This is a genomic window from Winogradskyella sp. SYSU M77433, assembly GCF_029911945.1.
Classification (GTDB): domain Bacteria; phylum Bacteroidota; class Bacteroidia; order Flavobacteriales; family Flavobacteriaceae; genus Winogradskyella.
Genome location: NZ_JARYTG010000001.1, coordinates 76,344 through 102,996 on the forward strand (window position 1 = coordinate 76,344; position 26,653 = coordinate 102,996).

At 33.1% G+C, this 26,653-nt stretch carries 21 protein-coding genes; 10 read left to right on the forward strand and 11 right to left on the reverse strand.

Annotation, left to right across the window (positions count from 1 at the left end):
• Window positions 1-92 precede the first annotated feature (92 nt).
• The 3 genes from QGM60_RS00355 (at window position 93) to uvrB (ending at window position 9,403) form a co-directional block, all read left to right on the forward strand.
• Entirely contained in the window at window positions 93-4,934 is a 4,842-nt protein-coding gene (locus QGM60_RS00355) for a choice-of-anchor L domain-containing protein (RefSeq protein ID WP_281138200.1), read from the forward strand.
• Window positions 4,935-5,012: 78 nt separating this feature from the next.
• Window positions 5,013-7,361 carry a choice-of-anchor L domain-containing protein gene (locus tag QGM60_RS00360; protein ID WP_281138201.1) on the forward strand — a complete coding sequence of 783 codons (2,349 nt, stop codon included), beginning with the start codon at window positions 5,013-5,015 and terminating at the stop codon, window positions 7,359-7,361.
• A gap of 35 nt (window positions 7,362-7,396) precedes the next feature.
• Window positions 7,397-9,403, forward strand: coding sequence for an excinuclease ABC subunit UvrB (uvrB, locus tag QGM60_RS00365; RefSeq protein WP_281138202.1), 2,007 nt, complete (start codon window positions 7,397-7,399; stop codon window positions 9,401-9,403).
• A gap of 112 nt (window positions 9,404-9,515) precedes the next feature.
• On the opposite strand, the gene QGM60_RS00370 is transcribed toward uvrB, so the two are convergent.
• Entirely contained in the window at window positions 9,516-9,917 is a 402-nt protein-coding gene (locus QGM60_RS00370; protein ID WP_281138203.1) for a TerB family tellurite resistance protein, read from the reverse strand.
• A gap of 141 nt (window positions 9,918-10,058) precedes the next feature.
• Here QGM60_RS00370 and QGM60_RS00375 point away from each other — a divergent pair, with 141 nt between their 5' ends.
• Together QGM60_RS00375 and QGM60_RS00380 are read left to right on the forward strand one after the other, a co-directional pair.
• The gene (locus QGM60_RS00375) at window positions 10,059-10,859 is read left to right on the forward strand and encodes an alpha/beta hydrolase-fold protein (RefSeq protein WP_281138204.1); all 801 of its coding nucleotides are present in this window, start codon (window positions 10,059-10,061) and stop codon (window positions 10,857-10,859) included.
• 33 nt (window positions 10,860-10,892) lie between these two features.
• Window positions 10,893-11,153: a DUF1456 family protein gene (locus QGM60_RS00380; RefSeq protein WP_281138205.1), complete on the forward strand. Its 261-nt coding sequence runs from the start codon at window positions 10,893-10,895 to the stop codon at window positions 11,151-11,153.
• A 33-nt stretch (window positions 11,154-11,186) separates the two neighbouring features.
• Here the strand turns inward: QGM60_RS00380 and sucC are convergent, their stop codons facing one another.
• Entirely contained in the window at window positions 11,187-12,377 is a 1,191-nt protein-coding gene (gene sucC / locus QGM60_RS00385) for an ADP-forming succinate--CoA ligase subunit beta (protein ID WP_281138206.1), read from the reverse strand.
• A gap of 229 nt (window positions 12,378-12,606) precedes the next feature.
• Here sucC and lysA point away from each other — a divergent pair, with 229 nt between their 5' ends.
• The 3 genes from lysA (at window position 12,607) to QGM60_RS00400 (ending at window position 15,468) form a co-directional block, all read left to right on the forward strand.
• On the forward strand, window positions 12,607-13,809 hold the full coding sequence (gene lysA / locus QGM60_RS00390) for a diaminopimelate decarboxylase (protein WP_281138207.1): 1,203 nt from the start codon (window positions 12,607-12,609) through the stop codon (window positions 13,807-13,809).
• 160 nt (window positions 13,810-13,969) lie between these two features.
• Window positions 13,970-15,073 (forward strand): sensor histidine kinase, encoded by a 1,104-nt coding sequence (locus QGM60_RS00395; RefSeq protein ID WP_281138209.1) that lies wholly within the window; start codon window positions 13,970-13,972, stop codon window positions 15,071-15,073.
• On the forward strand, window positions 15,070-15,468 hold the full coding sequence (locus QGM60_RS00400) for a response regulator (RefSeq protein WP_281138210.1): 399 nt from the start codon (window positions 15,070-15,072) through the stop codon (window positions 15,466-15,468). The genes QGM60_RS00395 and QGM60_RS00400 overlap by 4 nt, the downstream gene beginning before the upstream one ends.
• 164 nt (window positions 15,469-15,632) lie before the next feature.
• Here the strand turns inward: QGM60_RS00400 and QGM60_RS00405 are convergent, their stop codons facing one another.
• The 9 genes from QGM60_RS00405 to QGM60_RS00445 form a co-directional block, all read right to left on the reverse strand.
• Entirely contained in the window at window positions 15,633-17,042 is a 1,410-nt protein-coding gene (locus QGM60_RS00405) for a M20/M25/M40 family metallo-hydrolase (protein ID WP_281138211.1), read from the reverse strand.
• Between the two features lie 17 nt (window positions 17,043-17,059).
• Complete coding sequence (locus QGM60_RS00410) at window positions 17,060-17,938, reverse strand: PPK2 family polyphosphate kinase (protein ID WP_281138212.1); 879 nt, start codon at window positions 17,936-17,938, stop codon at window positions 17,060-17,062.
• Between the two features lie 9 nt (window positions 17,939-17,947).
• Window positions 17,948-19,111 carry a sigma-54 dependent transcriptional regulator gene (locus QGM60_RS00415; protein WP_281138213.1) on the reverse strand — a complete coding sequence of 388 codons (1,164 nt, stop codon included), beginning with the start codon at window positions 19,109-19,111 and terminating at the stop codon, window positions 17,948-17,950.
• 1 nt (window position 19,112) lies between these two features.
• Window positions 19,113-19,997, reverse strand: a complete 885-nt coding sequence (locus QGM60_RS00420) for a DUF6268 family outer membrane beta-barrel protein (protein WP_281138214.1) — start codon at window positions 19,995-19,997, stop codon at window positions 19,113-19,115.
• Window positions 19,998-20,023: 26 nt separating this feature from the next.
• Window positions 20,024-20,902 (reverse strand): mechanosensitive ion channel domain-containing protein, encoded by an 879-nt coding sequence (locus QGM60_RS00425; protein ID WP_281138790.1) that lies wholly within the window; start codon window positions 20,900-20,902, stop codon window positions 20,024-20,026.
• Between the two features lie 7 nt (window positions 20,903-20,909).
• Window positions 20,910-22,223 carry an ABC transporter permease gene (locus QGM60_RS00430; RefSeq protein WP_281138215.1) on the reverse strand — a complete coding sequence of 438 codons (1,314 nt, stop codon included), beginning with the start codon at window positions 22,221-22,223 and terminating at the stop codon, window positions 20,910-20,912.
• A gap of 2 nt (window positions 22,224-22,225) precedes the next feature.
• Complete coding sequence (locus QGM60_RS00435; RefSeq protein ID WP_281138216.1) at window positions 22,226-23,152, reverse strand: ABC transporter ATP-binding protein; 927 nt, start codon at window positions 23,150-23,152, stop codon at window positions 22,226-22,228.
• A gap of 244 nt (window positions 23,153-23,396) precedes the next feature.
• Window positions 23,397-24,515 carry a molecular chaperone DnaJ gene (gene dnaJ, locus QGM60_RS00440; RefSeq protein ID WP_281138217.1) on the reverse strand — a complete coding sequence of 373 codons (1,119 nt, stop codon included), beginning with the start codon at window positions 24,513-24,515 and terminating at the stop codon, window positions 23,397-23,399.
• Between the two features lie 47 nt (window positions 24,516-24,562).
• Complete coding sequence (locus QGM60_RS00445; RefSeq protein ID WP_281138218.1) at window positions 24,563-25,114, reverse strand: nucleotide exchange factor GrpE; 552 nt, start codon at window positions 25,112-25,114, stop codon at window positions 24,563-24,565.
• A 153-nt stretch (window positions 25,115-25,267) separates the two neighbouring features.
• On the opposite strand from QGM60_RS00445, the gene QGM60_RS00450 reads away from it, so the two are divergent.
• Complete coding sequence (locus QGM60_RS00450; RefSeq protein ID WP_281138220.1) at window positions 25,268-25,921, forward strand: YceI family protein; 654 nt, start codon at window positions 25,268-25,270, stop codon at window positions 25,919-25,921.
• Window positions 25,922-26,230: 309 nt separating this feature from the next.
• Window positions 26,231-26,617 carry a nucleoside triphosphate pyrophosphohydrolase family protein gene (locus tag QGM60_RS00460; protein WP_281138223.1) on the forward strand — a complete coding sequence of 129 codons (387 nt, stop codon included), beginning with the start codon at window positions 26,231-26,233 and terminating at the stop codon, window positions 26,615-26,617.
• The last annotated feature ends 36 nt before the right edge of the window (window positions 26,618-26,653 follow it).

Sequence of the window (26,653 nt, forward strand, 5' to 3'; positions counted from 1 at the left end):
TAAACACCTTTACTTTTCGCCCCTAAACTAAGTACGTGTTAGTGTCAGACCCAAAACTATACTAACCTAAGTATTAAAAACTTAACCTACTAATGAAATACGTTAACCGTTCCCTCTGCTTATTTTTATGCATTTTTAGCAGCGCTTTGTTCTCTCAGCAAATCACTGTTGACAACACAGTAACTGCTCAAGATTTAATTCAAAATACATTAATACAAGGTTGTGTCGAAGTCTCAGACATTTCGTCTCCTTATAATGGAAGTTCTATTGGTCTAGGTAGCTTTGGCTACTTTGAAAAAGGATCGTCAAACTTTCCTTTCGAAAATGGTATTGTATTAACAACAGGAAATGCTTACGCAGCTGGAAACGGTCTTAACAATACAGTTCTTAACGATGGTGATGATACTTGGACCACAGATGCAGATTTAGAAACTGCTCTTGGAATTTCAGGAACATTAAATGCTACATCTATAGAGTTTAATTTTGTTTCCATTTCAAATCAAATTCAATTTAACTACATTTTGGCCTCAGAAGAATATTACGGAAATTTCCCTTGTAATTATTCTGATGGTTTCGCTTTTTTAATACGTGAAGCAGGATCTTCAGATCCTTATACCAATATCGCTTTAGTACCAGGAACTTCAACTCCAGTAAATACCAATACTGTTCATGATGATATTATAGGATTTTGTGAAGCTTCTAATGGTGAGTACTTTGAAGGTTATAACTTGGGTGACACCAACTATAATGGTAGAACAACAGTAATGTCTGCTACAGCATCTATACAACCAAATGTACAATACCAAATTAAGTTGGTTATAGCAGATCAAAATGATGAAAACTATGACTCAGCTGTATTTATAGAAGGTAATAGTTTTAATGCTTCTGTTAATTTAGGAGAAGACATTACAACTTGTGCTACAAGTGCAGACTTAAATGGAGATATCCAAAACCCTGATGCAACATACTCTTGGTATTTAAACGATGTTTTAATTCCTTCTGCTACTCTACCCGATTATACAGCAGTACTATCTGGTACTTATAGAATAGAAGTAGAAATTCCTTTAGCTGGATCTTCTTGTGTTATTGAAGATGAAGTGAATATTAGTTTAAGTTCTACACAAACTGCAGAACCTATAGATGATTATGTTTTATGTGATGACAGTAGCGCTGATGGTGTAGAATTTTTTGACTTATCGACCAAAGATTCTGAAGTTTTGGCATCTGTTCCTGCTTCAAATTATACATTTTCATACCACTACACTAGCCTTGATGCTTTAAACAATGTAAACCCTATAACAGCACCAATACAAAATACCTCAAGTCCACAAACTATCCATGTCAGAATTGAAGATATTGACAATGGCTGTTTAGCGTATTCATTTATAGATTTAGTAGTTAATCCTTTACCTTCTATAACAGATCCTACACCTTTAGAAATATGTAGTGGCCAAGAATCAAGTGGTACCGCTTCGATTGACTTAAACTCTCTGAAAGATGACGAGATAACAAATGGACAAACAAATCTTATCGTTACATACCACACAAGTGCATCGGACGCTGAAGCTGGCACAAACGCTATCCCTATGCCTTACGTTAATACTAACGCAAATGAGCAACTGTTCGTTAGTGTAGAAGACCCTGAAACTGGCTGTAATAGTACAACAAGCTTAAGCATAACGGTATTAGAAAACCCTGATATTAATACTGAAGATTTATACATTGATGCCTGTGATGTAGACCATGACGGCTTTGCTAGTTTTGATCTTACTTCTATTACGCCAGATGTTCTACAAGGTGTAACAGGTGTAACAGTAACTTTTCACACTTCTGAAGAAGACGCGCTTTCAGGAGCTAATCCCATTGCTGATGAAAACAACTATCAAAACGTAGATACTGAAGAACAAACACTATACGTAAGAGTTGTAAGCAACGCTACTGGTTGTCCTTCAATTGCTTCATTTGAAATTCATACAAATTTATTATTGACTGCTACAAACATTAGAGATGTTAATGCTTGTGACGAAGGAGATGATGGTGTAGAAGAGTTTGATTTTGAAAATATTTCGGTTGGGATAATTAATAATGTTCCAGATGTTACCATCACATATTATGAGTCTGAAACGGACAGAGCCAATCAAGTAAATGCTATTGATACTTCTTCACCGTACACTAATTTATCAAATCCTCAGACTATATATATTACTCTAGAAAATTCAACTTGTAGTGAAGATGCTGAAATAGAATTAGTATTATTTCCTATCATTGAGTTTGAATCCGTAGGTAACTTAACTGTTTGTGATGAAGATCAAGACGGAATTACAACTATTGATTTAACTCAGTTCAATGATATTATAACTGATGGTCAAAATGGTTTTCAGGTAAAATACTTTTTAACAGAAGAAGATGCACTTAATAATCAAAATGCTATACAAGGTTCTTACACTAATGAATCATCTACATTTACACTTTATCCAAGGATAAGGCTTCCTCAAACAAATTGTTCTTCAGTAAACTCATTTGAGGTTACCGTTTTACCTGCACCTCTTGGAGAATCACCAGAAGAAATAATTATATGTGACGCGGACATGGATGGATTTTCTATTGTGAATTTGTTTAATAGTATACCAAATTCTATTCTTTCTACTCCGGACAGAAATGTTACATTCTATAACACGCAAGAAGATGCTGACACAGCTGCAAATGTTATATCTAACACATCTAATTATAATGCACAAACCGAGATTGTTTATATGCGTATAGAAAATACTATTACAGGTTGTCACACTACAGAAGAACTTAGTATTATCGTAAACACATTACCTTATATTGGTGATTTATCTAACTATGTAAACGAATATAATTTCTGTGAAGACGAAACCGACGGTATCGGAGAATTTGTTTTTGAACTTAAAGATGACGAGGCTCTAGATGGGCAAACAGGAAAAGAGGTGTCTTACTATCTTACGCAAGCCGATGCAGACAATAAAGTGAATGCTATTGACAAAACTAGTGTTTACGAGAATGTTAGCAACCCACAACAGATATATGTAAGAATAGATAACATCTCTGACGAATCTTGTTACACAACATCTTCATTTACTATTGAAGTAGGTACAAACCCACTATATAACGAACCAACAGACATATTTGTTTGTGATGATTTTTCAAATGATGGTTCTGAAACATTTGACCTTTCTTCGAAAATTGCTGAAGTTTCTCAAGGAATTCCAGACATTCAAAATGTAACATTTTATGCTACTGAAGAAGATGCTAGAAATAGTACAAACGCACTTCCAACAGAGTTTACAAATACGGTAAACCCTCAAGAAATATACGTCCAAATAGATAATGGTACAATTTGTAATTCTATAACTTCATTCGTTATCAATGTTATTTTAGTTCCTGAAGTAACTGCTCCAGAGCCAATAGTTGAATGTGACGATGATACTGACGGTGTTTTAACTTTTGATATTACTCAAGCTGAAACTAATATTTTAGATGTTAGACAAGAAGATATTGTTATTGACTATTATTTAACTTGGGAAGATTCTGAAGCTAATGTAAATGAAATCACTAACCCTGAAAGTTTTAACAACACATCAAACCCTCAGACGGTTTTCTTTAAAGTTACAAATACGGTATCTAATTGTTATATTACCTTACCTATTGAACTAGTTGTAAATCAACCACCATTAATCAATGATTTCGAAGTTTACAATGTTTGTGAAAATGAAAGCAATACAGTTGATTTATCTGAGATTAACGAGATAGCAAGGGATACTAATTTTAATGTTTTATATAGCTACTTTGCTACCGAAGCAGATGCCATAGCAAATGAAAATGCTTTAGATACAAATTACACTTACTCTTCAAATCAAGAAACCTTATTTGTAAGAACTGAATACAGTACAACTCACTGTTCTACTTATTATGAATTTGATTTAGTTGTAAATCCATTACCGATTGCAAACCAAGCCAATGACTTAATTGACTGTGATGATAATTTTGATGGTATTTTAGAGTTTGATCTATCTCAACAAGACGCTGACATATTAGGGTCTCAAAGTTCAAGTAATTATACTGTAACATATCATAATAGTGAATTGCAAGCTCAAGAAGCAAACTCTGCTTTAGAGACTAATTATATGGCGTTTGACACAGAAGTTATTTATGCTAGAGTTGAAAACAACATGACGGGGTGTTACGATATATCACAATTCTCGGTCTTTGTTAATCCACTTCCAGTAATAGATATAGAGGATCAAGTTATTTGTTTAGATAACTTACCGTTATTGGTTTCTGCAAATACAAATAATCCAAATGACACCTATTTATGGTCTACAGGACAAACAACACCAGAAATAGAAATCACAGAAATAGGTTCTTATTGGGTTACTGTAACTAGTGAGTTTGGATGTGAGAACACTAGGGTTTTTGGAGTTACAGAATCTGAATCTGCGAGTATTGAAGTTACTGAAATTTTAGATTTCTCTGACCCAAATAATATCACTGTTACGATAAGCGGTATTGGTGATTATCTTTATCAACTAGACGATTTGGAGCCACAGGAATCTAATGTTTTTTATAACGTGGCAATGGGTTATCATACAGTAACAATTATAGATTTAAACGGTTGTTCTAATGTTACTAAAGAAGTTTTAGTGGTAGATATTCCTAAGTTCTTCACCCCTAATAACGATGGAGCTTTTGATACTTGGCATATCGTTGGTGTAGAAACCTTACCAGGAACTACTATTGATATTTTTGACCGTTATGGTAAATTTATCAAAAGGCTAACCTCTAATACACCTGGTTGGGATGGCTATTATAATGGTGTAAAAATGCCTACTAGCGATTATTGGTATGTTGCAAATGTTCAACGAAACAATATTTCATTTGAAGTAAAAGGACATTTTACCTTGAGAAGATAACCCAACATCTTTTTTAACATCTCGTTGCATTTTCAATAAGGGTTAGATACGTATCTTTGCAATCCCTTAAAAAAGAAAATGAAAAGAACGTTAATAGCTGTAATACTGTTATTTCAACTATTTAGTTATAGTCAAGGTATTTCAGTAGATAGTCAAACTTATACTCCTCAACAACTTATTGAAGACATCCTCATTGATAGTGATTGTATAGAAAATGTAGTTGTAACAAATGTATATGGTGGAGACTTTAATGGCTCTGATCAAAGTTATGGCTATTTTGATGCTAGCGGAACTTCATTCCCTTTTCAAAGTGGCTTAGTTTTAAGTACAGGAAGGCTTCAAAATGTACCTGGCCCTAATAACTCTCTTAGTGATGATGATGCACCGAATTGGCAAGGAGATGTTGATTTAGAAACGGCTCTAAACGAAAACAATACTATAAATGCTACTATTTTAGAATTCGATTTCACTTCAATTGCTTCACAAATTAGCTTTAGATATATTTTTGCTTCTGAAGAATATCAAGAAGGTAATGCCAATAGTTGTCAGTATTCAGATTTATTTGGCTTTTTAATCCGTCCCGTTTCTGGTGGAGGCCAATATCAAAATATTGCTTTAGTACCTAATACTTACACACCTGTAAAAGTTACAACAGTTACACCTGGTGTGCCTGGGGCTTGTCCACCGCAAAACGAAACTTATTTTGGTAACTATAATTACGGTAATACACCTATAAATTTCAATGGGCAAACTACAGTTTTAACAGCAACTGCCAATGTAACACCAAACGCAACCTATCATGTAAAATTGGTTATCGCTGATGAACAAAATTACAGATATGATTCTGCTGTTTTTTTAGAAGCTGCAAGTTTTGAACTATCTACTGATTTAGGTCCAGATCGACTATTAATAAATAATAATGCACTTTGTGAAGGTGAAACTTTAGAACTGAGTGCTTCCCAACCTGGGCAAAACACATACGAATGGTATAGAAATGGCAATTTAGTACAAGGCGTATCTACAGGCTGTGGATCTTGCGACACATTTACCGTTACAGAACCAGGAAATTACAGTGTAGAGGTTAATTATGCTAACGGCTGTATCTCTTACGGAGATGTTATTATAGAATATGCTGATTTACCTGTAGCAAATGACAATGTTCTTATTGAGTGTGATTCTAATGAAGATGGTCTTACAACTTTTAATCTTTACGATGCTATTTCTAACCTAACGAGTAATGACAATACCTTATCTGTTTCCGACTTCTTTTTAACCGAGAATGAAGCGTTGGACAATAGCAATCCTATCACTAACCCTAATGAGTTTCAGAATGATTATCCTATGCAAATTGTTTTTGCAAGAGTAGTAAATAGCAACAACTGTTTTGATATAGCTAGCTTAGAGTTACAAACCTCTAACAATACATTGAACATTCCTCAATTAGATGCTTGTGATAGTGATGATTTTGATGGTTTTGCAACATTTAATCTTAATGAAATTGAAACTTCTATAATAGCTCAAATTCCTACAGGTGCAAATGTCACTTATTACCAGACTGAAGAAGATGCCTTAAACGAAGTTAACGTGCTACCGATTAGTTTTGAAAACACATCAGCCTACTCACAAACTATTTATGTAAAAGTTGAAAGCAATAGTCAATGTTACAGTATTACTACAGCAAACCTCAATGTTTTAGATCCTCCAATTCTTGAAAGTGATGCCACTACTATATATTGTATCAACAGCTATCCTGAAACCATTACACTTTATGGTGGTGTTGCTAATGATATACCTAACAACTATTATTACGAGTGGTTACTCAATGGGAATCCAACCGGAACAGATACTTCTTTCATAGAAATCAACGAAACAGGTACTTATACTGTTATAGTGACTAATACAGATGGTTGTTCTTCTAGTAGAACTATAAATGTGAATCCGTCTAGTACAGCAATCATTGATGATGTGAGTTATTCAGGAATGTATCCTAACAATTTTGTGGAAATTATCACTTCTGGAGAAGGTATTTATCAATATGCACTTGACGATAGTGAAGGCGCCTATCAAGATAGTAATATCTTTTACGGTGTAACAGAAGGTTTTCATACCGTTTACATTAAAGACCTTAATGGTTGCGGAATTATAGAACAAACAATTTCTGTACTTGGTTTTCCTAAATTTTTCACACCTAACGGTGATAATGATAATGAAACTTGGAGAGTTATCGGTAACGATGAACAATTGAGTGAAATACAAACTATAGAAATCTATAACCGTTACGGAAAACTTATTACAGTACTTTCTTCATCAAATCTTGTTTGGGATGGCTCATACCATGGCAAAAAATTACCCAGTGATGATTATTGGTTCAGCGTAAAATTTCATAATGGTAAAACTATAGTTAATCATTTTGCATTAAAGCGCTAATCTTTTTTATGAAGCAATTATCGTAACTTTGCTGTATGCGCTTTAAAATAGAATCAGAATTCAAACCTACAGGAGATCAACCACAAGCTATAAAAAAATTGGCTGGTGGAATTGAAAGCAATGAAAAGTACCAAACCCTACTTGGTGTAACCGGCTCTGGTAAAACATTTACCGTTGCCAATGTTATACAAGAAGTACAACGACCAACATTGGTTTTGGCTCATAATAAAACGCTTGCAGCTCAATTGTATTCTGAGTTCAAACAGTTTTTTCCTGATAATGCTGTTGAATATTTTGTTTCCTACTACGATTACTATCAACCTGAAGCTTATATTCCTGTTTCTGGTGTTTATATAGAAAAGGATTTATCTATCAATGAAGAGATTGAAAAGATGCGTCTCAGCACCACCTCTTCCCTACTTTCTGGCCGAAGAGATGTCTTGGTTGTTGCCTCAGTATCTTGCTTGTATGGTATCGGTAACCCAGTAGAGTTTCAGAAAAATGTAATCACTTTAGAACGCGACCAGGTCATTTCAAGAACAAAACTATTACATCAACTCGTTCAAAGTTTGTATTCGAGGACTGAAGCCGATTTTAAAAACGGAAATTTCAGAATAAAAGGAGATACGGTTGACGTATTTCCTGGTTATGCAGATCATGCTTTTAGAATTCACTTTTTTGGTGATGAAATTGAAGAAATTGAGGCTTTTGATGCGCATTCTAATGAAGTTATAGAACGCTACGACCGTTTGAACATCTATCCTGCCAATATGTTTGTAACGTCACCTGATGTACTCAATGGTGCCATTAAAAATATTCAAGATGATTTAGTAAAACAACATGATTATTTTAAGGAAATTGGTAAACATCTTGAAGCAAAACGTCTTAAAGAACGTACAGAATTTGACCTTGAAATGATTCGGGAACTTGGCTACTGTTCTGGTATTGAAAACTATTCAAGATATTTAGATGGAAGAGCGCCTGGGACAAGACCATTCTGTTTGTTGGATTATTTCCCAGACGATTATTTAATGGTTGTAGATGAAAGTCACGTGACTATTTCTCAAGTTCATGCTATGTATGGTGGTGACCGAAGCAGAAAGGTAAATCTTGTAGATTATGGTTTCCGTCTACCTGCTGCTATGGATAATAGACCTTTAAAATTTGAAGAGTTTGAAGCACTTCAAAATCAAGTTATTTATGTATCCGCAACTCCTGCAGATTATGAAATGCAAAAGACAGATGGTGTTTATGTGGAGCAAGTGATTAGACCAACAGGTTTATTGGATCCTATTATTGAAGTTCGCCCTAGTTTGAATCAAATTGATGACTTAATAGAAGAAATTCAGAATAGAGTTGAAAAGGACGAGCGTACTCTAGTTACAACACTTACAAAGCGTATGGCAGAAGAGTTAGTGAAATATTTAACGCGTATTTCTATTCGTTGTCGCTACATTCATAGTGATGTAGACACTTTAGAACGTGTTGAAATTATGCAAGATTTACGAAAAGGGCTATTTGATGTTTTGGTCGGTGTTAATTTACTTCGTGAAGGCCTAGATTTACCCGAAGTGTCTTTAGTTGCCATACTAGATGCTGATAAAGAAGGCTTCCTTCGCTCTAATAGATCATTGACGCAAACGGTCGGTAGAGCTGCAAGAAACCTCAATGGAAAAGCTATAATGTATGCAGATAAAATTACAAATAGCATGCAACAAACTATAGATGAGACCAACTATAGACGTGAAAAGCAAATCGCATACAACACTAAGAACAATATTACCCCAAAGGCTTTAAATAAAAGTTTAGATAGTGCCTTAGCTAAAAATTCGGTCAGTACTTACAGAACGGAATTGGATGCTAAAATTGCTGCAGAACCAGAGAGTGAATACCTAACAAAAGCTCAGCTTGAAAAGAAAATACGAGAAAAACGTAAGCAAATGGAACAAGCTGCAAAAGCGCTCGACTTTATGGAAGCTGCAAAATTCAGAGACGAAATTACTGCCTATCAGGAAAAATTGGAGAAACTGAAAGTAAAGTGATTAGTGTTTAGTGTTTAGTGTTTAGTGTTTAGTGTAACTAACAATCTAATGAGACCATAAACAACTTAAAGAAACGATTAAACAAATAAACGCTTCATCAGTTAAACATTATTTAATTATACTGAACCTTAAAGATATCAATCAAAAAGTCGGGTGGCACAATTTTATTAGGAAAACTATCCATTAGATCTAAAACTCTATTAATAGACTCATGGCTCAATCCCATTCTTAGACCAAAATTATGAATCTTTACCAATTGTTTTGGTGCAACTTTATGGTCTAAGTTCATTAATAAAACTAATCTATGGAACTGTACAATACGTTCACTGTGGGACTTTAAATGAACATAAGTTACAGGATGTTTAAAAAGGTATTCAAAATCTTCTTTAGAAATTTCCAATTGCTTGGCTATACTAAATAAGAAATTATATTCAATGGCTCTAATATTATCATCTGTCTGAGCGAATGCGATCATCTCGGAAAGTAGGCTCAATTTTTCAGCACGGTTAATCATAATCTTGAGGGAATTATTTATAGTGTAAAGTTAAAGAGGTTGTTTAATTTATTGTCGTTGATATAATGTATCTTGTCGAAAAGTTGGCTGTATTTAGTCGGTAATTTTAAACGTTTGTCAAACTTCGACACTTATAACTGCATGAAATTGAAGTATTTTCATTTATTAATAGTATTGATATTTCTTACAAAAATAAACAGTCAAACTACTGCCTCTAAACAAGTTATAAAAATAAACATAGATTCACCTGAACTTCATACAGATAAAACCATATGGATTTATTTACCTAAAAATTACGAAAATTCTAAAACGCGATTTCCTGTGATTTATATGCATGATGCACAAAATTTGTTTGATGCTGAAAGTGCCTATGCTGGAGAATGGCAAGTTGATGAATATTTAGGTGGCCTAGCCAATAATGAAAGTATCATTGTTGGCATAGAGCATGGCAATGAAAAACGTATAGAAGAACTTACTCCTTATAAACATGAAAAACATGGAGGAGGTAATGGTAATGCTTATATGAATTTCATCAAAAACACATTAAAACCACATATTGATCAATCTTACAGAACAAAACCTGAAGCAGAATATACTACACTTTTTGGTTCTTCTTTAGGTGGACTTATATCATTTTATGGTGTTATTAAATATCCTGAAGTTTTTGGTAAGGCAGGTGTTTTCTCACCATCATTCTGGATTAACCCTGAAATTTATGATTTTGTGAAATCTACAGAGATTCCTAAAAGTTCAAAATTCTATTTTTTAGCGGGAACCAATGAAAGCGAAGACATGGTTAAAGATCTTGAGAAAATGACAGCTTTATTAAATCTTAAAGGAGTTAAAAATAAAAACATCAAAAGTAATATTGTTGAAGGAGGTAAACACAATGAAACATTTTGGTCTGCTTATTTTGGTGAAGCTTATCAATGGTTGTATTAACTTTGTCCTATTAATAGAAATAAAAAAATAATTATGACTAATAACGATATATTTAAAAAGCTACGTGTTGCACACAAACTTCGTGATGACGATATTGTAAAAATACTGGCGTTAGTAGATTTTAGAATTTCTAAAAGTGAACTTAATGCTTTCTTTAGAAGAGAAGATCATCCTAAATATGTAGAATGTGGTGATCAAATATTGAGAAATTTCCTCAACGGTTTAATTATTCATCTAAGAGGGCCAATGCCAAAGAAAAACAACAACCCTAAACAAAAAAAGAGCAACGATTAAGTTGCTCTTTTTTATTTATATTATTAAAGCTTATTAGCTAAGTACTTCTTGTACTTTATCCGCAGCTTCTTTAAATTCTGTTGCACTTAATACATCTAAGCCAGAATTATCAATTAAGTCTTTAGCTACATCTGCATTTGTTCCTTGTAAACGTACAATAATTGGCACTTCAATGTTACCCATATTTTTATAAGCATCAATAACACCTTGCGCTACTCTATCACAACGTACAATACCACCAAAAATGTTAATTAAAATAGCTTTTACATTAGGATCTTTAAGAATAATCTTGAAAGCAGCCTCTACTCTAGCCGCATCAGCAGTACCACCAACATCTAAGAAGTTAGCTGGCTCACCACCTGCTTGCTTAATTAAATCCATGGTTGCCATTGCTAAACCAGCTCCGTTAACCATACACCCAACGTTTCCATCTAAATCTACGTAGTTTAAGCCTAAAGAACCTGCTTCAACTTCAATTGGGTTCTCTTCACGTAAATCACGCATTTCAGCTAAATCTCTATGTCTGTATAAAGCATTAGCGTCTAAAGTTACTTTAGAATCTACTGCCATGATTTTATCATCACTTGTTTTTAAAACGGGATTGATTTCAAAAAGAGAAGCATCAGATTTTGTGTATGCTGTATATAAAGCAGTAACAAACTTTGTCATTTCTTTAAAAGCTGTACCAGATAATCCTAAATTAAAAGCTACACGACGTGCTTGGAATGGTAAAATTCCAATTGCAGGATCAATTTCTTCAGTAAAGATTAAGTGAGGTGTTTCTTCAGCTACAGTTTCAATATCCATACCACCTTCGGTAGAATACATAATCATGTTTTTACCCGTACCACGATTAAGTAAAACAGACATGTAATATTCTTCTGGCTCACTATCACCTGGATAATATACATCTTCTGCGATTAATACTTGGTGTACTTTTTTCCCTTCAGCAGAGGTTTGTGGAGTTACCAAATTCATTCCAATGATTTGTCCTGCGATTTCTTCAACTTCTTGAAGGTTTTTGGCAAGCTTTACACCACCACCTTTTCCACGTCCACCAGCATGAACCTGAGCTTTAATAACATGCCAGCTAGTGCCAGTTTCCGATGTTAATTGTTTTGCTGCATCAACAGCCTCTTTTGCATTTTTAGCAACAATACCACGTTGGATACGTACGCCAAAACTACTTAGTAATTCTTTTCCTTGATATTCGTGTAAATTCATTTTTTATCAGAAATTTTTGATTGCTCTTCGGAAAAATTTAGACCGAAATATTAATGACACAAAAATAATTAATCGTATTTACTTACGCTAATATTTAATTATTAAATCCCCTAATTTTAAAGACAATCTCAAATTGTTAATTATATAACATATTGTTTAATATGTGAAATATTCTGTGGTATTCATTTTATAATGACTCTAAAAAAATATATTTGAAAAAAAATCTAGAATGAACAAGCAACTTTTACAAATCGCTAAAGACTTTGGAAGTCCAGTATATGTTTACGACTCTGAAAAAATTGTATCGCAATATCAACGTTTGACCAGCGCTTTTAGCAAAGTAAAAAAACTAAAGATAAATTATGCTGTAAAAGCACTTTCTAATATTTCTGTATTAAAACTATTTAATAGTCTAGGCTCTGGAATAGACACCGTTTCTATACAAGAAGTACAATTGGGTTTAAAAGCTGGTTTTAAGCCTGAAAACATCATCTACACTCCTAATGGAGTATCACTTGAAGAGATAGAAAACGTTGCGAAACTTGGTGTTCAAATTAATATAGATAACCTTTCCATTTTAGAACAATTTGGTACAAAACATCCTAATATTCCTGTTTGTATTCGTATAAACCCTCATGTGATGGCTGGTGGCAACACTAACATTTCTGTTGGACATATTGATAGTAAGTTTGGTATTTCAATACATCAAATTCCACTTTTGCTTCGTATTGTTGAGAATACAAAAATGAATATTAATGGTATTCACATGCATACTGGTAGCGACATTTTAGATATTGATGTCTTTTTATATGCTAGTGAAATTTTATTTGAAACTGCCAAAAACTTCAAGGACTTAGAGTTTATTGATTTTGGTTCGGGCTTCAAAGTACCATACAAAACTGGAGATATTGAAACAAATATTGAAGAACTTGGTAGTAAACTCTCAAAACGTTTTAATGAATTCTGTAAAGAATATGGTAAAGATTTAACTTTAGCTTTTGAGCCTGGTAAATTCTTGGTGAGCGAAGCTGGTGTGTTTTTGGTAAAAGTCAACGTTGTAAAACAAACCACCTCAACTGTTTTTGCTCAAGTAGATTCTGGTTTTAATCATTTAATTAGACCTATGCTTTATGGCTCTCAACACGAAATAATAAATATATCTAACCCAACAGGTCGTGAACGTTTTTATTCAGTTGTAGGTTACATATGCGAGACCGATACTTTTGCAAGCAACAGACGTATTTCTGAAATTACTGAAGGTGATATTCTTTGTTTCAAAAATGCTGGAGCTTACTGTTATTCAATGTCTAGCAATTACAATTCGCGCTACAGACCTGCCGAAGTACTCATTCATAATAAAAAACCTCACCTGATTAGAAAACGTGAGACTTTTGACGATATCATCAATAACCAACTGGAAATTAACATCTAACATTTTTTTAATCTCTATTTAGAGAAAAAACCTTACAAAGTATTATTATTACTGTGGTTTCCTTTTTAAAAAAATCATTATATTGAACTACGTTTGAATTTTTTATCATTATAAACACAATATAATCAACCCTTAGTAATCTGATCTAACCCTAAAGATTATGATAAAAAGTAAGTCCCTTAAAAGCAATAATGATGTTGATTTGTTCAACTTCATTCAAGAAGCTGCAGTAATTGGCACATGGGAATATGACGTAACAACTCAAGACTTATTCTGGAGTGATGTTACTCGCAAAATACATGAAGTCGACTCTGATTACGTTCCAAATGTAGAGTCCGCTATAAGTTTTTACAAAGAAGGTATTAGTAAATCTAAGATTACTCGACATTTTACCAGTGCTATAGAGTATAATAATAATTACGATATTGAAGTTGAGATAATCACCCCAAAAGGAAAGGAGAAATGGGTAAGAGCTATTGGTTATCCTGTTTTAGAAAACAATAAATGTATTAGGGTTCGTGGTTTATTTCAAGATATTTCTAAAGCAAAACGAACGGAAACAGAAATTAAAAAACTATTAAGAACCACAGTAGACCAGAATAAAAGACTAATTAATTTCGCTCATATTGTTTCCCACAATCTTAGGACACACTCTGGTAATTTATCTTTACTACTAAACCTAATTGAAGAAGAACACCCAAAAACTACGGAAAACGAACTTTTTCCTTTGTTGAAAAAAGCTTCTGAGAATCTTAATGAAACTATTTTGAATCTCAACGAAGTTGCTCAAATCAACATAGCTCTAACAGAAACTTACTTTAAAGTTAATGTTCACCAAGAAATTCAGAAACACATCAATAGTATTTCGGCAAAAGCTATTGATGCTCATGCTACAATAAATAATGATATTCCTGAAGATACTTTTTTAAACACTATTCCAGCTTATTTTGAAAGTATTGTAATAAATCTTTTATCTAATGCCATAAAATATAGAAGAGTTAATGTACCTTTAACTATTAATATCTTCTGTGAACAAAATGACGATTATTTTATTTTAAAATTTGAAGATAATGGTTGTGGTATAGATTTAGAACTACATGGCGATAGAATATTTGGCATGTACAAAACATTCCACAAAAACAAAGATGCAAGAGGCCTTGGATTATTTCTTATAAAAAATCAAATTGAAGCAATGCAAGGTAAAATAAAGGTGGATAGCTTTGTAAATAAAGGCTCTACTTTCACAATATTCCTGAGAAAATGAAAAAAATAGATACTGCCTGTATTATAGACGATGATGAAATATACATTTTTGCTGTAAAACGGTTAATTCAAAAAAATGATTTTTGCAATAATGTTATAGTCTACAACAACGGTAAAGATGCTTTGGAAAAAATCAAACATCTTATTTCAAGCAATGAAAATTTACCCGATGTTATTCTTTTAGATATAAACATGCCTATTATGGACGGTTGGCAATTCTTAGATGAATTCACCTCAATTAAAACTGAAAAAGAAATAACCATTTATATGGTCAGTTCCTCTATTAATCCTACTGATGTAGAACGTGCCAAATCTTACAAGAGAGTAAGTAATTATATTGTTAAGCCTATTTCAGGTGAAGATCTATGTGAAATCAAAAGATCGTTTGCTGCATAGTACTGCTTTATCATTTTAGATAATATACCATGACTGGTTTTGACATTGTTATAGTAATTTCCGTTATACTTTTCGCTAGACTTGGTGTGCGCTTAGTATCAAAATACATGAAGATGAAGAAAGGGAGCAAACAAGATGAAACGGATTAGATCTAATTAATAGCTCTAATTTTTTATTTCGGTTTCCTTAGTAATTGGATTAACACCATATTTATCATAAAGATAAACCAAAGCTGTCATAGTCGCAGCACCAAGTTCTAGTTCTCTTTTATTTACATGTTCAAACGTATCGTTAGATGCATGATGATGATCGAAATAACGTTGAGAGTCTGGTCTTAAACCAGCAACAACATTAGTTTCTGTTTTTAGAGGACCTACATCTGCTCCACTTCCACCTTGTTCAAAATAATGAATTAAATAAGGTTTGAATAATGATTGCCAACCCAAAACTTGATTAAAATTGGTATCATTTGCTGAAAATGAAAACCCTCTTGGAGTAAAACCTCCAGCATCACTTTCTAAAGCAAAAATGTGATTTTCATTATTTTCTTTTGCAACTCTAGCATATTCTGTAGCACCACGAAGGCCATTTTCCTCATTCATAAACAACACTACTCTAATACTTCTTTTTGGGGTAATACCACTTTCTTTTAAAAGTCTTAACACATCCATAGACTGCACCACTCCTGCACCATCATCATGCGCTCCATCTCCAAGGTCCCAAGAATCTAAATGACCACCAACAATGATATATTCATTAGGATATTCACTACCTGTAATTTCTCCAATAACATTATACGACGGCACATCTTCATACTGTTTACAATTCTGTTTAAAATAAAATTGTAAGTCTTTATTACTTTTTAATGCTACACTTAAAACATTAGCATCATTGGTACTTATTGCTGCAGAAGGAATACGTTGTTCTACCGGCAAATCACCATAACTCATGCTTCCTGTATGTGGAAAATCGTCTTGTCTTAAATTCATTGAACGTACTATAACACCAATAGCACCATATTTAGCAGCTTCCATTGCACCTGCATAACGCTGATTAACGCAACCTCCATAAGCATTAAAAGTGCTTATTAAATCAGCTTGCATTGGTCTATTGTAAAAAACAATTTTTCCTTCGATATTTTCTCTGCCAAGTTTTTCTAATTCTTCAAAATCATGAACTTCTACTATATTAGCTTGCAATCCATTCTCATCAGTTGCTATTGAACCGCCAAGGGCACAAATATTCACGTTTTTCTTTTGGTTTTCTATCAAATAAAAAGCTTCTTCCTTTTCTCCTCTTTCCCATTTTGGAACCATAACGGGTTGTAACCAAACTTTATCCAAACCTAATTTCTCAAGTTCAGCTTTGGTATACTGTACAGCTAACTCGGCATTTTTAGATCCAGATAATCTTCCACCTATTTCATTCGATAAATAATCTAGCCATTCATAACTTTTTCCATTGGTTAAGGATGTGGAATAAATAGTCTTTAATGCTGACTCATCCGTTTGACCGTTAACGTTAATAGAAATTAACAAAGAAAGTGTAAAGGCTAAAATTGAAAAATATCTCATTTCAGATGGTGTTTAAATTATTCGTTTTCCAGTTGCTGTTTATACAAATGAATTTTAGACTTTTCGTCAGCAGGTAATTCTGGTTCTTTAATATCGGTATATTCTTTTAAAGTATCGTATAAAATTTTAGCGACTAAATATCTTGCTGTAGGTTTATCATCTGCAGGAATGTTATACCAAGGTGCATGAAATTTAGATGTTTTATTGATGGCATCTTCATAACAATCCTGATATTGACCCCAAAGTTTACGCTCATCCAAATCATCAGAAGAAAATTTCCAATTCTTTGAAGGCTTTTCTAAACGTCTTATTAATCTATTTTTTTGTTCATCTTTTGAAACATTCAAAAAGAACTTAAAAATAATGGTACCATTATCTGCAATATGCTTTTCAAAATTATTGATTTCTTCAAACCGTATTTCCCAAAATGCTTCATTCACATCATCAACACTTTTAATGTCTGGCATATTTTCATACATCAAATATTCTGGATGAACTCTTGTTACCAATACATTTTCATAATGTGTACGATTAAATATTCCAAACTTACCTCTAGCAGGAAGTGCGATGTAGTGTCGCCACAAATAATCGTGTTTTAATTCATTTTCCGTTGGTTTTTTAAAACTATGCGCATCAATTCCCCTAACATTAAATTCTTTAAAAACCTCTCTAATCAAACTGTCCTTTCCTGCTGTATCCATACCTTGAATACAAAATAGTACAGCATATTTTCCATGTGCATACATGGTATTTTGAATTTCGGCTAATTCTTCACTTACCGTTCTTAACTCACGCTCGGTTTTCTTTTTGTTAACCTCTAAATCATAGGTTGTCGGTAAATCCTTAATACTGATTTTTGAAGTGATTTTAAAGTCTTCGATATTGATATCTTTCATAAGCTTAGTTTATTTTGAAGCAAAAGCTTTAACATCAGTTTCGCTTACTTCATTACCTCCAAGAATAATAAGTCGCTCTACAACATTGCGAAGTTCACGGATATTACCTGTCCAGTCATAATCTTGAAGCAATTTCACAGCTTTATCAGAAAATGATTTTTTTGATGTGCCTTGTTCGTTTGAAATTTTTTCAGAAAAATGTTCTATCAGCAGAGGAATATCATCTCGTCTGTCGTTCAATGCTGGAACCTCAATTAAAATCACAGCGAGTCTATGATATAAATCTTCTCTAAATTTTCCATCAGCAATTTCTTTTTTAAGATCTTTATTTGTTGCTGCAACTACCCTAACGTTGACTTTAATATCCTTATCACTACCAACACGTTGAATTCTACTTTCCTGTAATGCTCGTAGAACTTTAGCTTGGGCAGATAGACTCATATCACCGATTTCATCCAAGAAAATTGTTCCGCCATTGGCAGCTTCAAATTTACCTGCTCTGTCTTTAGCTGCAGAAGTAAAAGCCCCTTTTACATGACCAAACAATTCACTTTCTATAAGTTCGCTTGGTATGGCTGCACAGTTAACTTCAATCATTGGTCCTTTAGAACGCTCGCTCTTTTGATGTAACCAATGCGCCACTAATTCCTTTCCAGTTCCATTTGGTCCCGTTACAAGAACTCTTGCATCTGTGGGTGCCACTTTATCAATCATTTCTTTGATACGACCAATACTGTCACTCTCACCTATCATTTCGTAGTTTTTGCTAACCTTCTTTTTTAGCATCTTATTTTCAACTACAAGCTCTTTTCTATCTAAAGCAATACGTACAGTGTTAAGGAGTCTATTTAAATCTGGTGGTTTTGAGATATAATCAAAAGCTCCAAGACGCATCGTATTTACGGCTGTATCTAAATCTCCATGACCAGAAATCATCACCATTGGTGTTTCTGGTTTTATTTTTTTCACAGCTTCTAGCACTTCAACACCATCCATTTTTGGCATTTTAATGTCACAAAGCACTAAATCGTAATCGTCTTTTTTTATTTTTTCGACACCAACCAAACCGTCTTCGGCTTCTTCTACTTGGTATTTGTCATTTTCTTCGGATAGTATTTTTACCAGCACTCGTCGGATTGCTGCTTCATCTTCAATGATTAATATTTTTGGCATTTTATATTTTGAGTTTTATTCCCGTTCTAAAATACAAAGTATTTTTTGCTTCTATGGTATAAATGTCTTCACGTTCATTATCTCTTAACCTAAAGTCGTTAGAAATAGTATACGCAGCATAGCCATAAAACATAATATGATCTGTAAAATAATGCTCATAACCAAGACCTCCCAAAACTGTTGTCATAGAAATATTTTCAGCCACTCTACCATTTACTTCTTTATTAGCTTGAATATTTGCAAAGAAATTGTCAAGAGTTACAAAGGCTTGAACATGATTTGTCTTATCAAATTTATAACGAATGTTTGTTTTTGGCACACCTAAAGTATAGGTCCAATTGGGATGAAATTCTCTATAATAGTTTAAAATTGGTAATGGATAATTACGACCAGGTGTGGTTGTATACTGTAAACCTATTATGAGTCGATTGGGTTTATCTCCTTCTTTTACATCTTCTGTTCTATCTCTAATCGCATACACGTTTCCTACGTAAATGTAATCATCGCTAACTAACTTAGATGCGAAGTTAGATTGTAAACGCATTCCGGCTTTGGCAGCATAAATCCAATCACCACTTGTTCTATAAAGATAACCTAAAGAAGCTTCTATTCGTTGTACAGAATGTAAATCACTTGTATCAAAAGGCACATCTTTTAAATCTAAATTTATGTTTCTATACTCACCACCAACTACGATATAATTATTTTTCTTAAACTCTAATGGCAATTGAAAAAACGTTCTAAATCTTCCTATACTATTTCCTGTATTATCATTCGGAATATGTAAATATTCAATACGAAATAGATCTGAAGATTGCGCGTTTCCAACAAAAACCAAAGAAATTAAACAAAATAATAATGTAGCTTTAATGTGTTTTATAGACATAAATGATTTTTAAATTAAACTATACTTTATTGCGGTTTTTCAATAATATGAATATCGCGTTGAGGGAATGGAATCGTGACTTTATTTTCTCTAAATAACTTATCGATTTCAAACCGAATATCACTTTTTGGGAATTGTGCTTTAAAACTGTCTGCAAGTGTAAATACAAGCTTAAAGTTTAAAGAACTATCACCAAAATTGGTAAATATTACAGAGGGCTCTGGTTCTGAAATAACATCTGGATGTGTACTTGCTGCCTGTAATAATAATTTTCTTACCAACTCAACATCACTTCCGTAGGCTACACCAACTTCAACACTTTCACGTGTTGTGGTTCCGTTTTGTGTCCAATTGTAAAGCGAATTTGTTAAGTATAAATGATTAGGAATTACCAATACTTTATTGTCTATAGTTACTGCTCTTGTGGTTCTTAATTTTATTTCCTCAACTCTTCCTACTTTACCTTCTATTTCAATAATATCACCAACGTGTACCGACTGATCTACCAAAATAAATACTCCAGAAATTATATCTTGAAACAGTGTTTGAAGTGCTAAACCAACACCTATTAAAAGTGCTGCAGAAGCTGCAAAAACAGCCGTTACATTTACACCAACACTATGAAGCGTTATGAGCAAAATGATAAGATAAACAACCCATCGGAAGTAGCCATAAACCACATTAAACTTCCCTTTATCATCTTCTGGTAATTTTCTTGTAATTATTCTAAGTAGAATTCTTAAAACAATTGTGGTAATGAAAATAGCAGTTACTACTATGATAAGATCAAAAATTGATACGCTTATATCTTCCGTAAAATCTAAATGCATCCCAAGAAAATTCTTAACGGCTTCCCAAGCAGAACTTTCAGTAATTGTTTCTTCTATTTTTTCTAAATCCTGCATCATAATCTTAATACTTCAACCACTTAAATAGCTCCTTGTATGTTGGTTTTTTACCATACATTAAAATGCCTACTCTATATATTTTAGCTGCAAACCATACAGCAAAAATGAATGTTCCTATTAATAACAATAGTGACAAACCTTGTTGCCAAAGCGGTACACCAAAAGGAATACGCATTAACATAACCACAGGTGACGTTAGCGGAATAAAAGAAAACACTGTTGAAACCGTACCATGAGGATCTTCAATAACCGTAAATACACCAACATAAACTGCTAAAATCAAAGGCATTAATATTGGCAGCATAAATTGCTGTGTATCTGTTTCATTATCAACCGCAGCACCAATTGCTGCATATAATGAGCTGTATAATAAGTATCCACTAATAAAGAATAGTAAGAATGCAAAAACTAAATTAGCCAATGGTAAACTTTGAAATGCAATGAAAAAATCTCCTATATTCTTTTCTAACCCAGAACTTTCGATAGATTGCAACAAAACTTCTTGTCTCTGAGCTAACAGTGCTGTCACATCGATATTAAATATAAAACCAACTACTGCCATCAAAACTACACCAAGAATAGCCCAAATAGCAAATTGCGTAACACCTGCTAATGATGTACCTATAATCTTACCCATCATTAATTGTATTGGTTTCACAGAGGATATAATTACCTCAATTATTCTACTCGTTTTTTCTTCTATAATACTTCGCATTATCATATTTCCATAAATGATAATAAACATGAATAGCAAATAACCTGCCGCTCCACCAAAAGCTAGTTTTACAATATTATCTGCCTTAGAACTTTTTTGCCCATCAAAACTTTCTTGGGCAATATCAACCTTGGTGTTAGAGGCTTCTATCTGGGCCATCGTTACTCCATCTTTCTGCAATTTAAGCTCACGTAAACGATTTTCTATCTTGGACTCTAAATTAGAGATTACAGAAAATGATGGTGTTTCTTCTGAATAAAATTTTATCTCATTTGAAATATCATTGATAGAATCCGCTCCAGTAATATATAAAAGCCCATAACCATCGCTCTCTTTCACCAAAGTAATAGCGTCGTCCAAACTCAGCCCTGTTAATTGAGAATAAGTTGTATTTTCTGTATTCTTAAAACCTTCTGTTATATAGCCAGTTTCATCAAGTATGGAAATCGTTCGTTTTTTATCGTTGTTTAATTGAGATAAATAGGCAACAACAGCTATAAGCGCAATCATTATTACAGGACTTAAAAATGTCATAATAATGAACGACTTGTTTTTAACCTTAGTTAAATATTCGCGTTTTATTATAAGTGGTAAATGATTCATGCCTAATTATTTTTTACTGTTTGAATAAAAATGTCATTTGCTGAAGGAATAACTTCTACAAAATGATTTACCTGTGCTTTTGAAGTTAAAAATGACAACAAATCATTTGGAGATGTTGTTTCAGGAATCTTAACATTGAGTTTGATATCATCATACAAATTTTTGAATGTAGCTGGTAACACATCAAAACTATTCTGAATATCTGCAATCACTTTTTCCTTATCCAAAGCTTCTAAACCAACTTCAAACGTATTGGTTTTGTATTGACGTTTTATATCATTTAACTTGCCATCTAAAACTTTATTTGATTTATGAATCAAAGCAATATGATCGCATAATTCCTCAACAGATTCCATACGATGTGTAGAAAAAATAACAGTAGCTCCTTCATCTCTCAATTGTAAAATTTCATCCTTTATTAAATTGGCGTTAATAGGATCAAAACCAGAAAAAGGCTCATCAAAAATTAAAAGCTTTGGTTGATGCAAAACTGTGACGACAAACTGAATTTTTTGCGCTTGTCCTTTACTTAACTCTTGAATTTTTTTGTTCCACCAATCACCAATATCCAATTTATCAAACCAGTATTTTAATCTACTTTTTGCTTCAGATTTAGACATGCCTTTCAGTTGTGCCAAATACAAAGCTTGCTCACCGACTTTCATAGATTTATACAGTCCTCGTTCCTCTGGTAGATATCCAATATCCTGAATATGTTCTGGTTTAAGCGGTTGACCATCTAGCATTACAGTACCTTCATCTGGCATTGTAATTTGGTTTATAATTCTAATAAGTGTTGTTTTTCCTGCTCCGTTTGGTCCCAGCAAACCAAAAATACTTCCTTTTGGAACAGCTATAGATACTTGATTTAGTGCCTTGAAATCCCCATACTTTTTTGATACGGAATCAGCAACTAATAAGTCATTCATATTTGATAAGATTTTACTTAGGGTTAATACGTAAATATATTAAATGTTGTAGAGTAATAAAGAATAAATAGGATATATAATAATGTATTCTTTCACAGCAACTACCACACTTTCAACCTAAAAAACAAAACCCACCCTTATAATTAAATAAGGATGGGAAAAAATTGCTATGAAAAAGAAAAATTACCGCTAATTAGCATTAGCGATAATTCAAAGATAATATTTTTTATGAATTAATACCTTTTTATGAAAACATATCTTTTACCTTTTCAAAAAAAGATTTATCAGAGCTTTCTGGTTTTGGTTCAAAATGCTCGTCATCTTTCATACTTTCAAAAAATTCTTTTTGTTTTTTATTTAAGGTCTTTGGTGTCCAAACATTTACATGTACCAATAAATCTCCTTTACCATAACCATTAATACTTGGTATACCTTTGCCTCGTAATCTTAATATTTTACCAGACTGAACACCAGCTTCTATTTTAATTCTAACCTTACCAGTTACCGTATCTATTTCTTTAGATGAACCTAACACGGCATCAGGTAGACTTACATACATATCATAATGAAGATTATCACCTTCACGTTTCAATGTTGGATGTTCTTCTTCTTGTATTGCGACTAACAAATCACCAGAAATACCATTTCCAGGAGCTTCATTACCTTTTCCTGTAACTTTAAGCTGCATACCATCTACAACACCTGCAGGTATTTTTACAGACACTGTTTCCTCAGCTACTTTTAAACCTTGAGCATCTGCATCTGAAGGTTTTTTATCAATAGTTTGACCAGCTCCACCACAAGTTTGACAAGGAGCAGACGTCTGCATTCTTCCTAAAATTGTATTGGTAATTCTTGTCACTTGACCAGAACCGTTACAAGTACTACAAGTTTTATAAGTTGTACCAGGTGCTTGAACTTTGCGCTTAACTTTAATTTTCTTTTCTACTCCATTAGCCACTTCTTCTAAAGTCAGTGTGACACGAATACGTAAGTTACTTCCTTTTACAACGCGTTGTCTACCACCTCCACCAAAGCCGCTGAAACCGCCTCCTCCACCGAAAGCGCCTCCAAAAATGTCACCGAACTGGCTGAATATGTCATCCATATTCATACCACCTCCACCAAAACCACCTGATCCGTCAAAGGCTTGGTGACCAAACTGGTCGTAACGTGCTCTTTTATCAGCATTACTTAAAACTTCGTAAGCTTCTGCTGCTTTTTTAAACTTTTCTTCCGCTTCTTTATCATCAGGATTTTTATCTGGATGATATTTTAGCGCCATCTTTCGATAGGCTTTTTTTATCTCAGAATCTGATGCTCCTTTACTTATTCCTAATACGTCGTAATAATCTTCTTTCATCTAAATAATTAATTGTTCGTCTTTAATTCTCGAAAAACGATTTTCACTTACTGTCCAAAAACAACTTTTGGAAAACGGATAACTTTATCTCCTAACTTGTAACCTTGTTCAATTACATCTATGATTTTACCTTTAAGATCTTCTGAGGGTGCAGGAATTTGAGTTACCGCTTCATGGTCATCTGCATTGAAAGTGTCTCCTTTATTAACTTCTATTTTAGATAATCCTTTTTGCTGTAACGTACTCACCAATTTATTGTAGATTAACAAAACACCTTTTCTTAATTCTTCAGCTTCTTTGTCTTCTTCAATATGAGTTAAAGCACGCTCAAAATCATCTAAAATTGGTAACATAGCCGTCATAACATCTTGACTAGCTGTTTTGAACAAGTCTATACGTTCTTTAGTAGTTCGCTTCTTGTAATTTTCAAACTCTGCAAACAAACGCATGAATTTATCTTTTTCAGCAGCTAATTCACCTTGTAATTTTTCTTCTACAGATTGTTCTGTCTGTCCTTCATTTTCTGCTTCAGCAGTTGCAGTTGCTGTGTCCTCTATTTGAGGTTCTTCCACTTTTTTGTCTTTATCTTTTTTACTCATTTGAGTTCAATTTTTTAAATCTTCGATTTAGAAATGGCAAAAGTACTGCCATTATTATTAAAATGTCAAAATGTCATTAACATTTTTTTATAATTGTTGTGTTGAAACAATTATTAATTTTACGCCTCAAAAAAACAAACTTAAAACACTAACATGAAAACACCTATTTTTAAAATTTTTGCTGTTGTTGCTCTAATCACTTTTTCAAGTTGTGGTGACAAAGCTAAAGAAGCTGAAACAAAAGAAGCAACAGAAGCTGCAGTTGCTAAAGTTGAAGCTGTAGCCTATACTGCGAATACTGAAAAGTCAATGATTGAGTGGACAGGTTACAAGCCTACAGGATCTCACAATGGTACAATTGCTATTAAAGACGGAAAGTTAAAAGTAAATGATAATACTGTTGAGAGCGGAAAATTTGCAATTGATATGGCTAGTATCGAAGTTTTAGACATTCCTAAAGAAGATGAAGGAAATGCTAAATTAGCAGGACACTTAATGAATGCTGATTTCTTTGATGTAGAGAATCATCCTGTTGCTAATTTTGAAGTTACAGGTATTGAAACTGTTGACGGAAAAACAATGCTTTCTGGAAACTTAACTATGAAAGAAAAAACTAACAACATTAGTTTCCCTGTAACAATTGAAGTAAATGGTGATACTTTAACTTTAACAAGTGAAACGTTTACAATTGATCGTTCTAAGTGGAACATCGAGTACGGTTCTAAATCATTCTTTGATAATTTAGGTGATAAGTTTATCAATGATGATATTGAGTTAAAAGTGACTTTAGTAGCAAATAAAGCTTAATTAAAAGCAATTTTATATAAAAAAAAGCAGCTAGATAATAGCTGCTTTTTTTATGCTCTAAATTTAGCTATTACATAAAAATAAACTTAATAGCCGCTATCATGCCTATGAAAGCTATAAAAGCTATAAGTATCCAAATGGTTCCTTTGTAGTGTTGTTTATGAAGTTTAAGGTTTTTTCGATATTGAAAACCAATAATGATAACAAAAACAATAAAAAATAATAAACCAAAAATCAATTGACCGTTACTAAACATCTTCTTATTTTTATGCGAATTTAATAATTGCCAGAATAAAAAACTAACTAATAATGCAAGATAAAATCAATGCTGTTAAAGCATTTCATACCGCCTTCAAAATAGGACATAGAGGAACTCCGAAAGCCGATTTAGGTCTAGAAAAAAATATGCTTCGTTATAAATTAATGCGCGAAGAAAACGAAGAATATTTAGAAGCTGCCAACAATAATGATTTAGTAGAAGTTGCTGATGCTTTGGGTGATATGCTATATATTCTTTGCGGTACCATTATAGAACATGGTTTGCAACATAAAATAGAAGAAGTCTTTGAAGAAATTCAACGTAGTAATATGAGCAAACTTGGAGAAGATGGAGAACCAATTTACAGAGAAGACGGGAAAGTTCTTAAAGGCCCTAACTACTTTAAACCTAATATTAAAGATATTTTAGAGTCATAAAACAAAAAAGCAGTCAATAATTTGACTGCTTTTTTA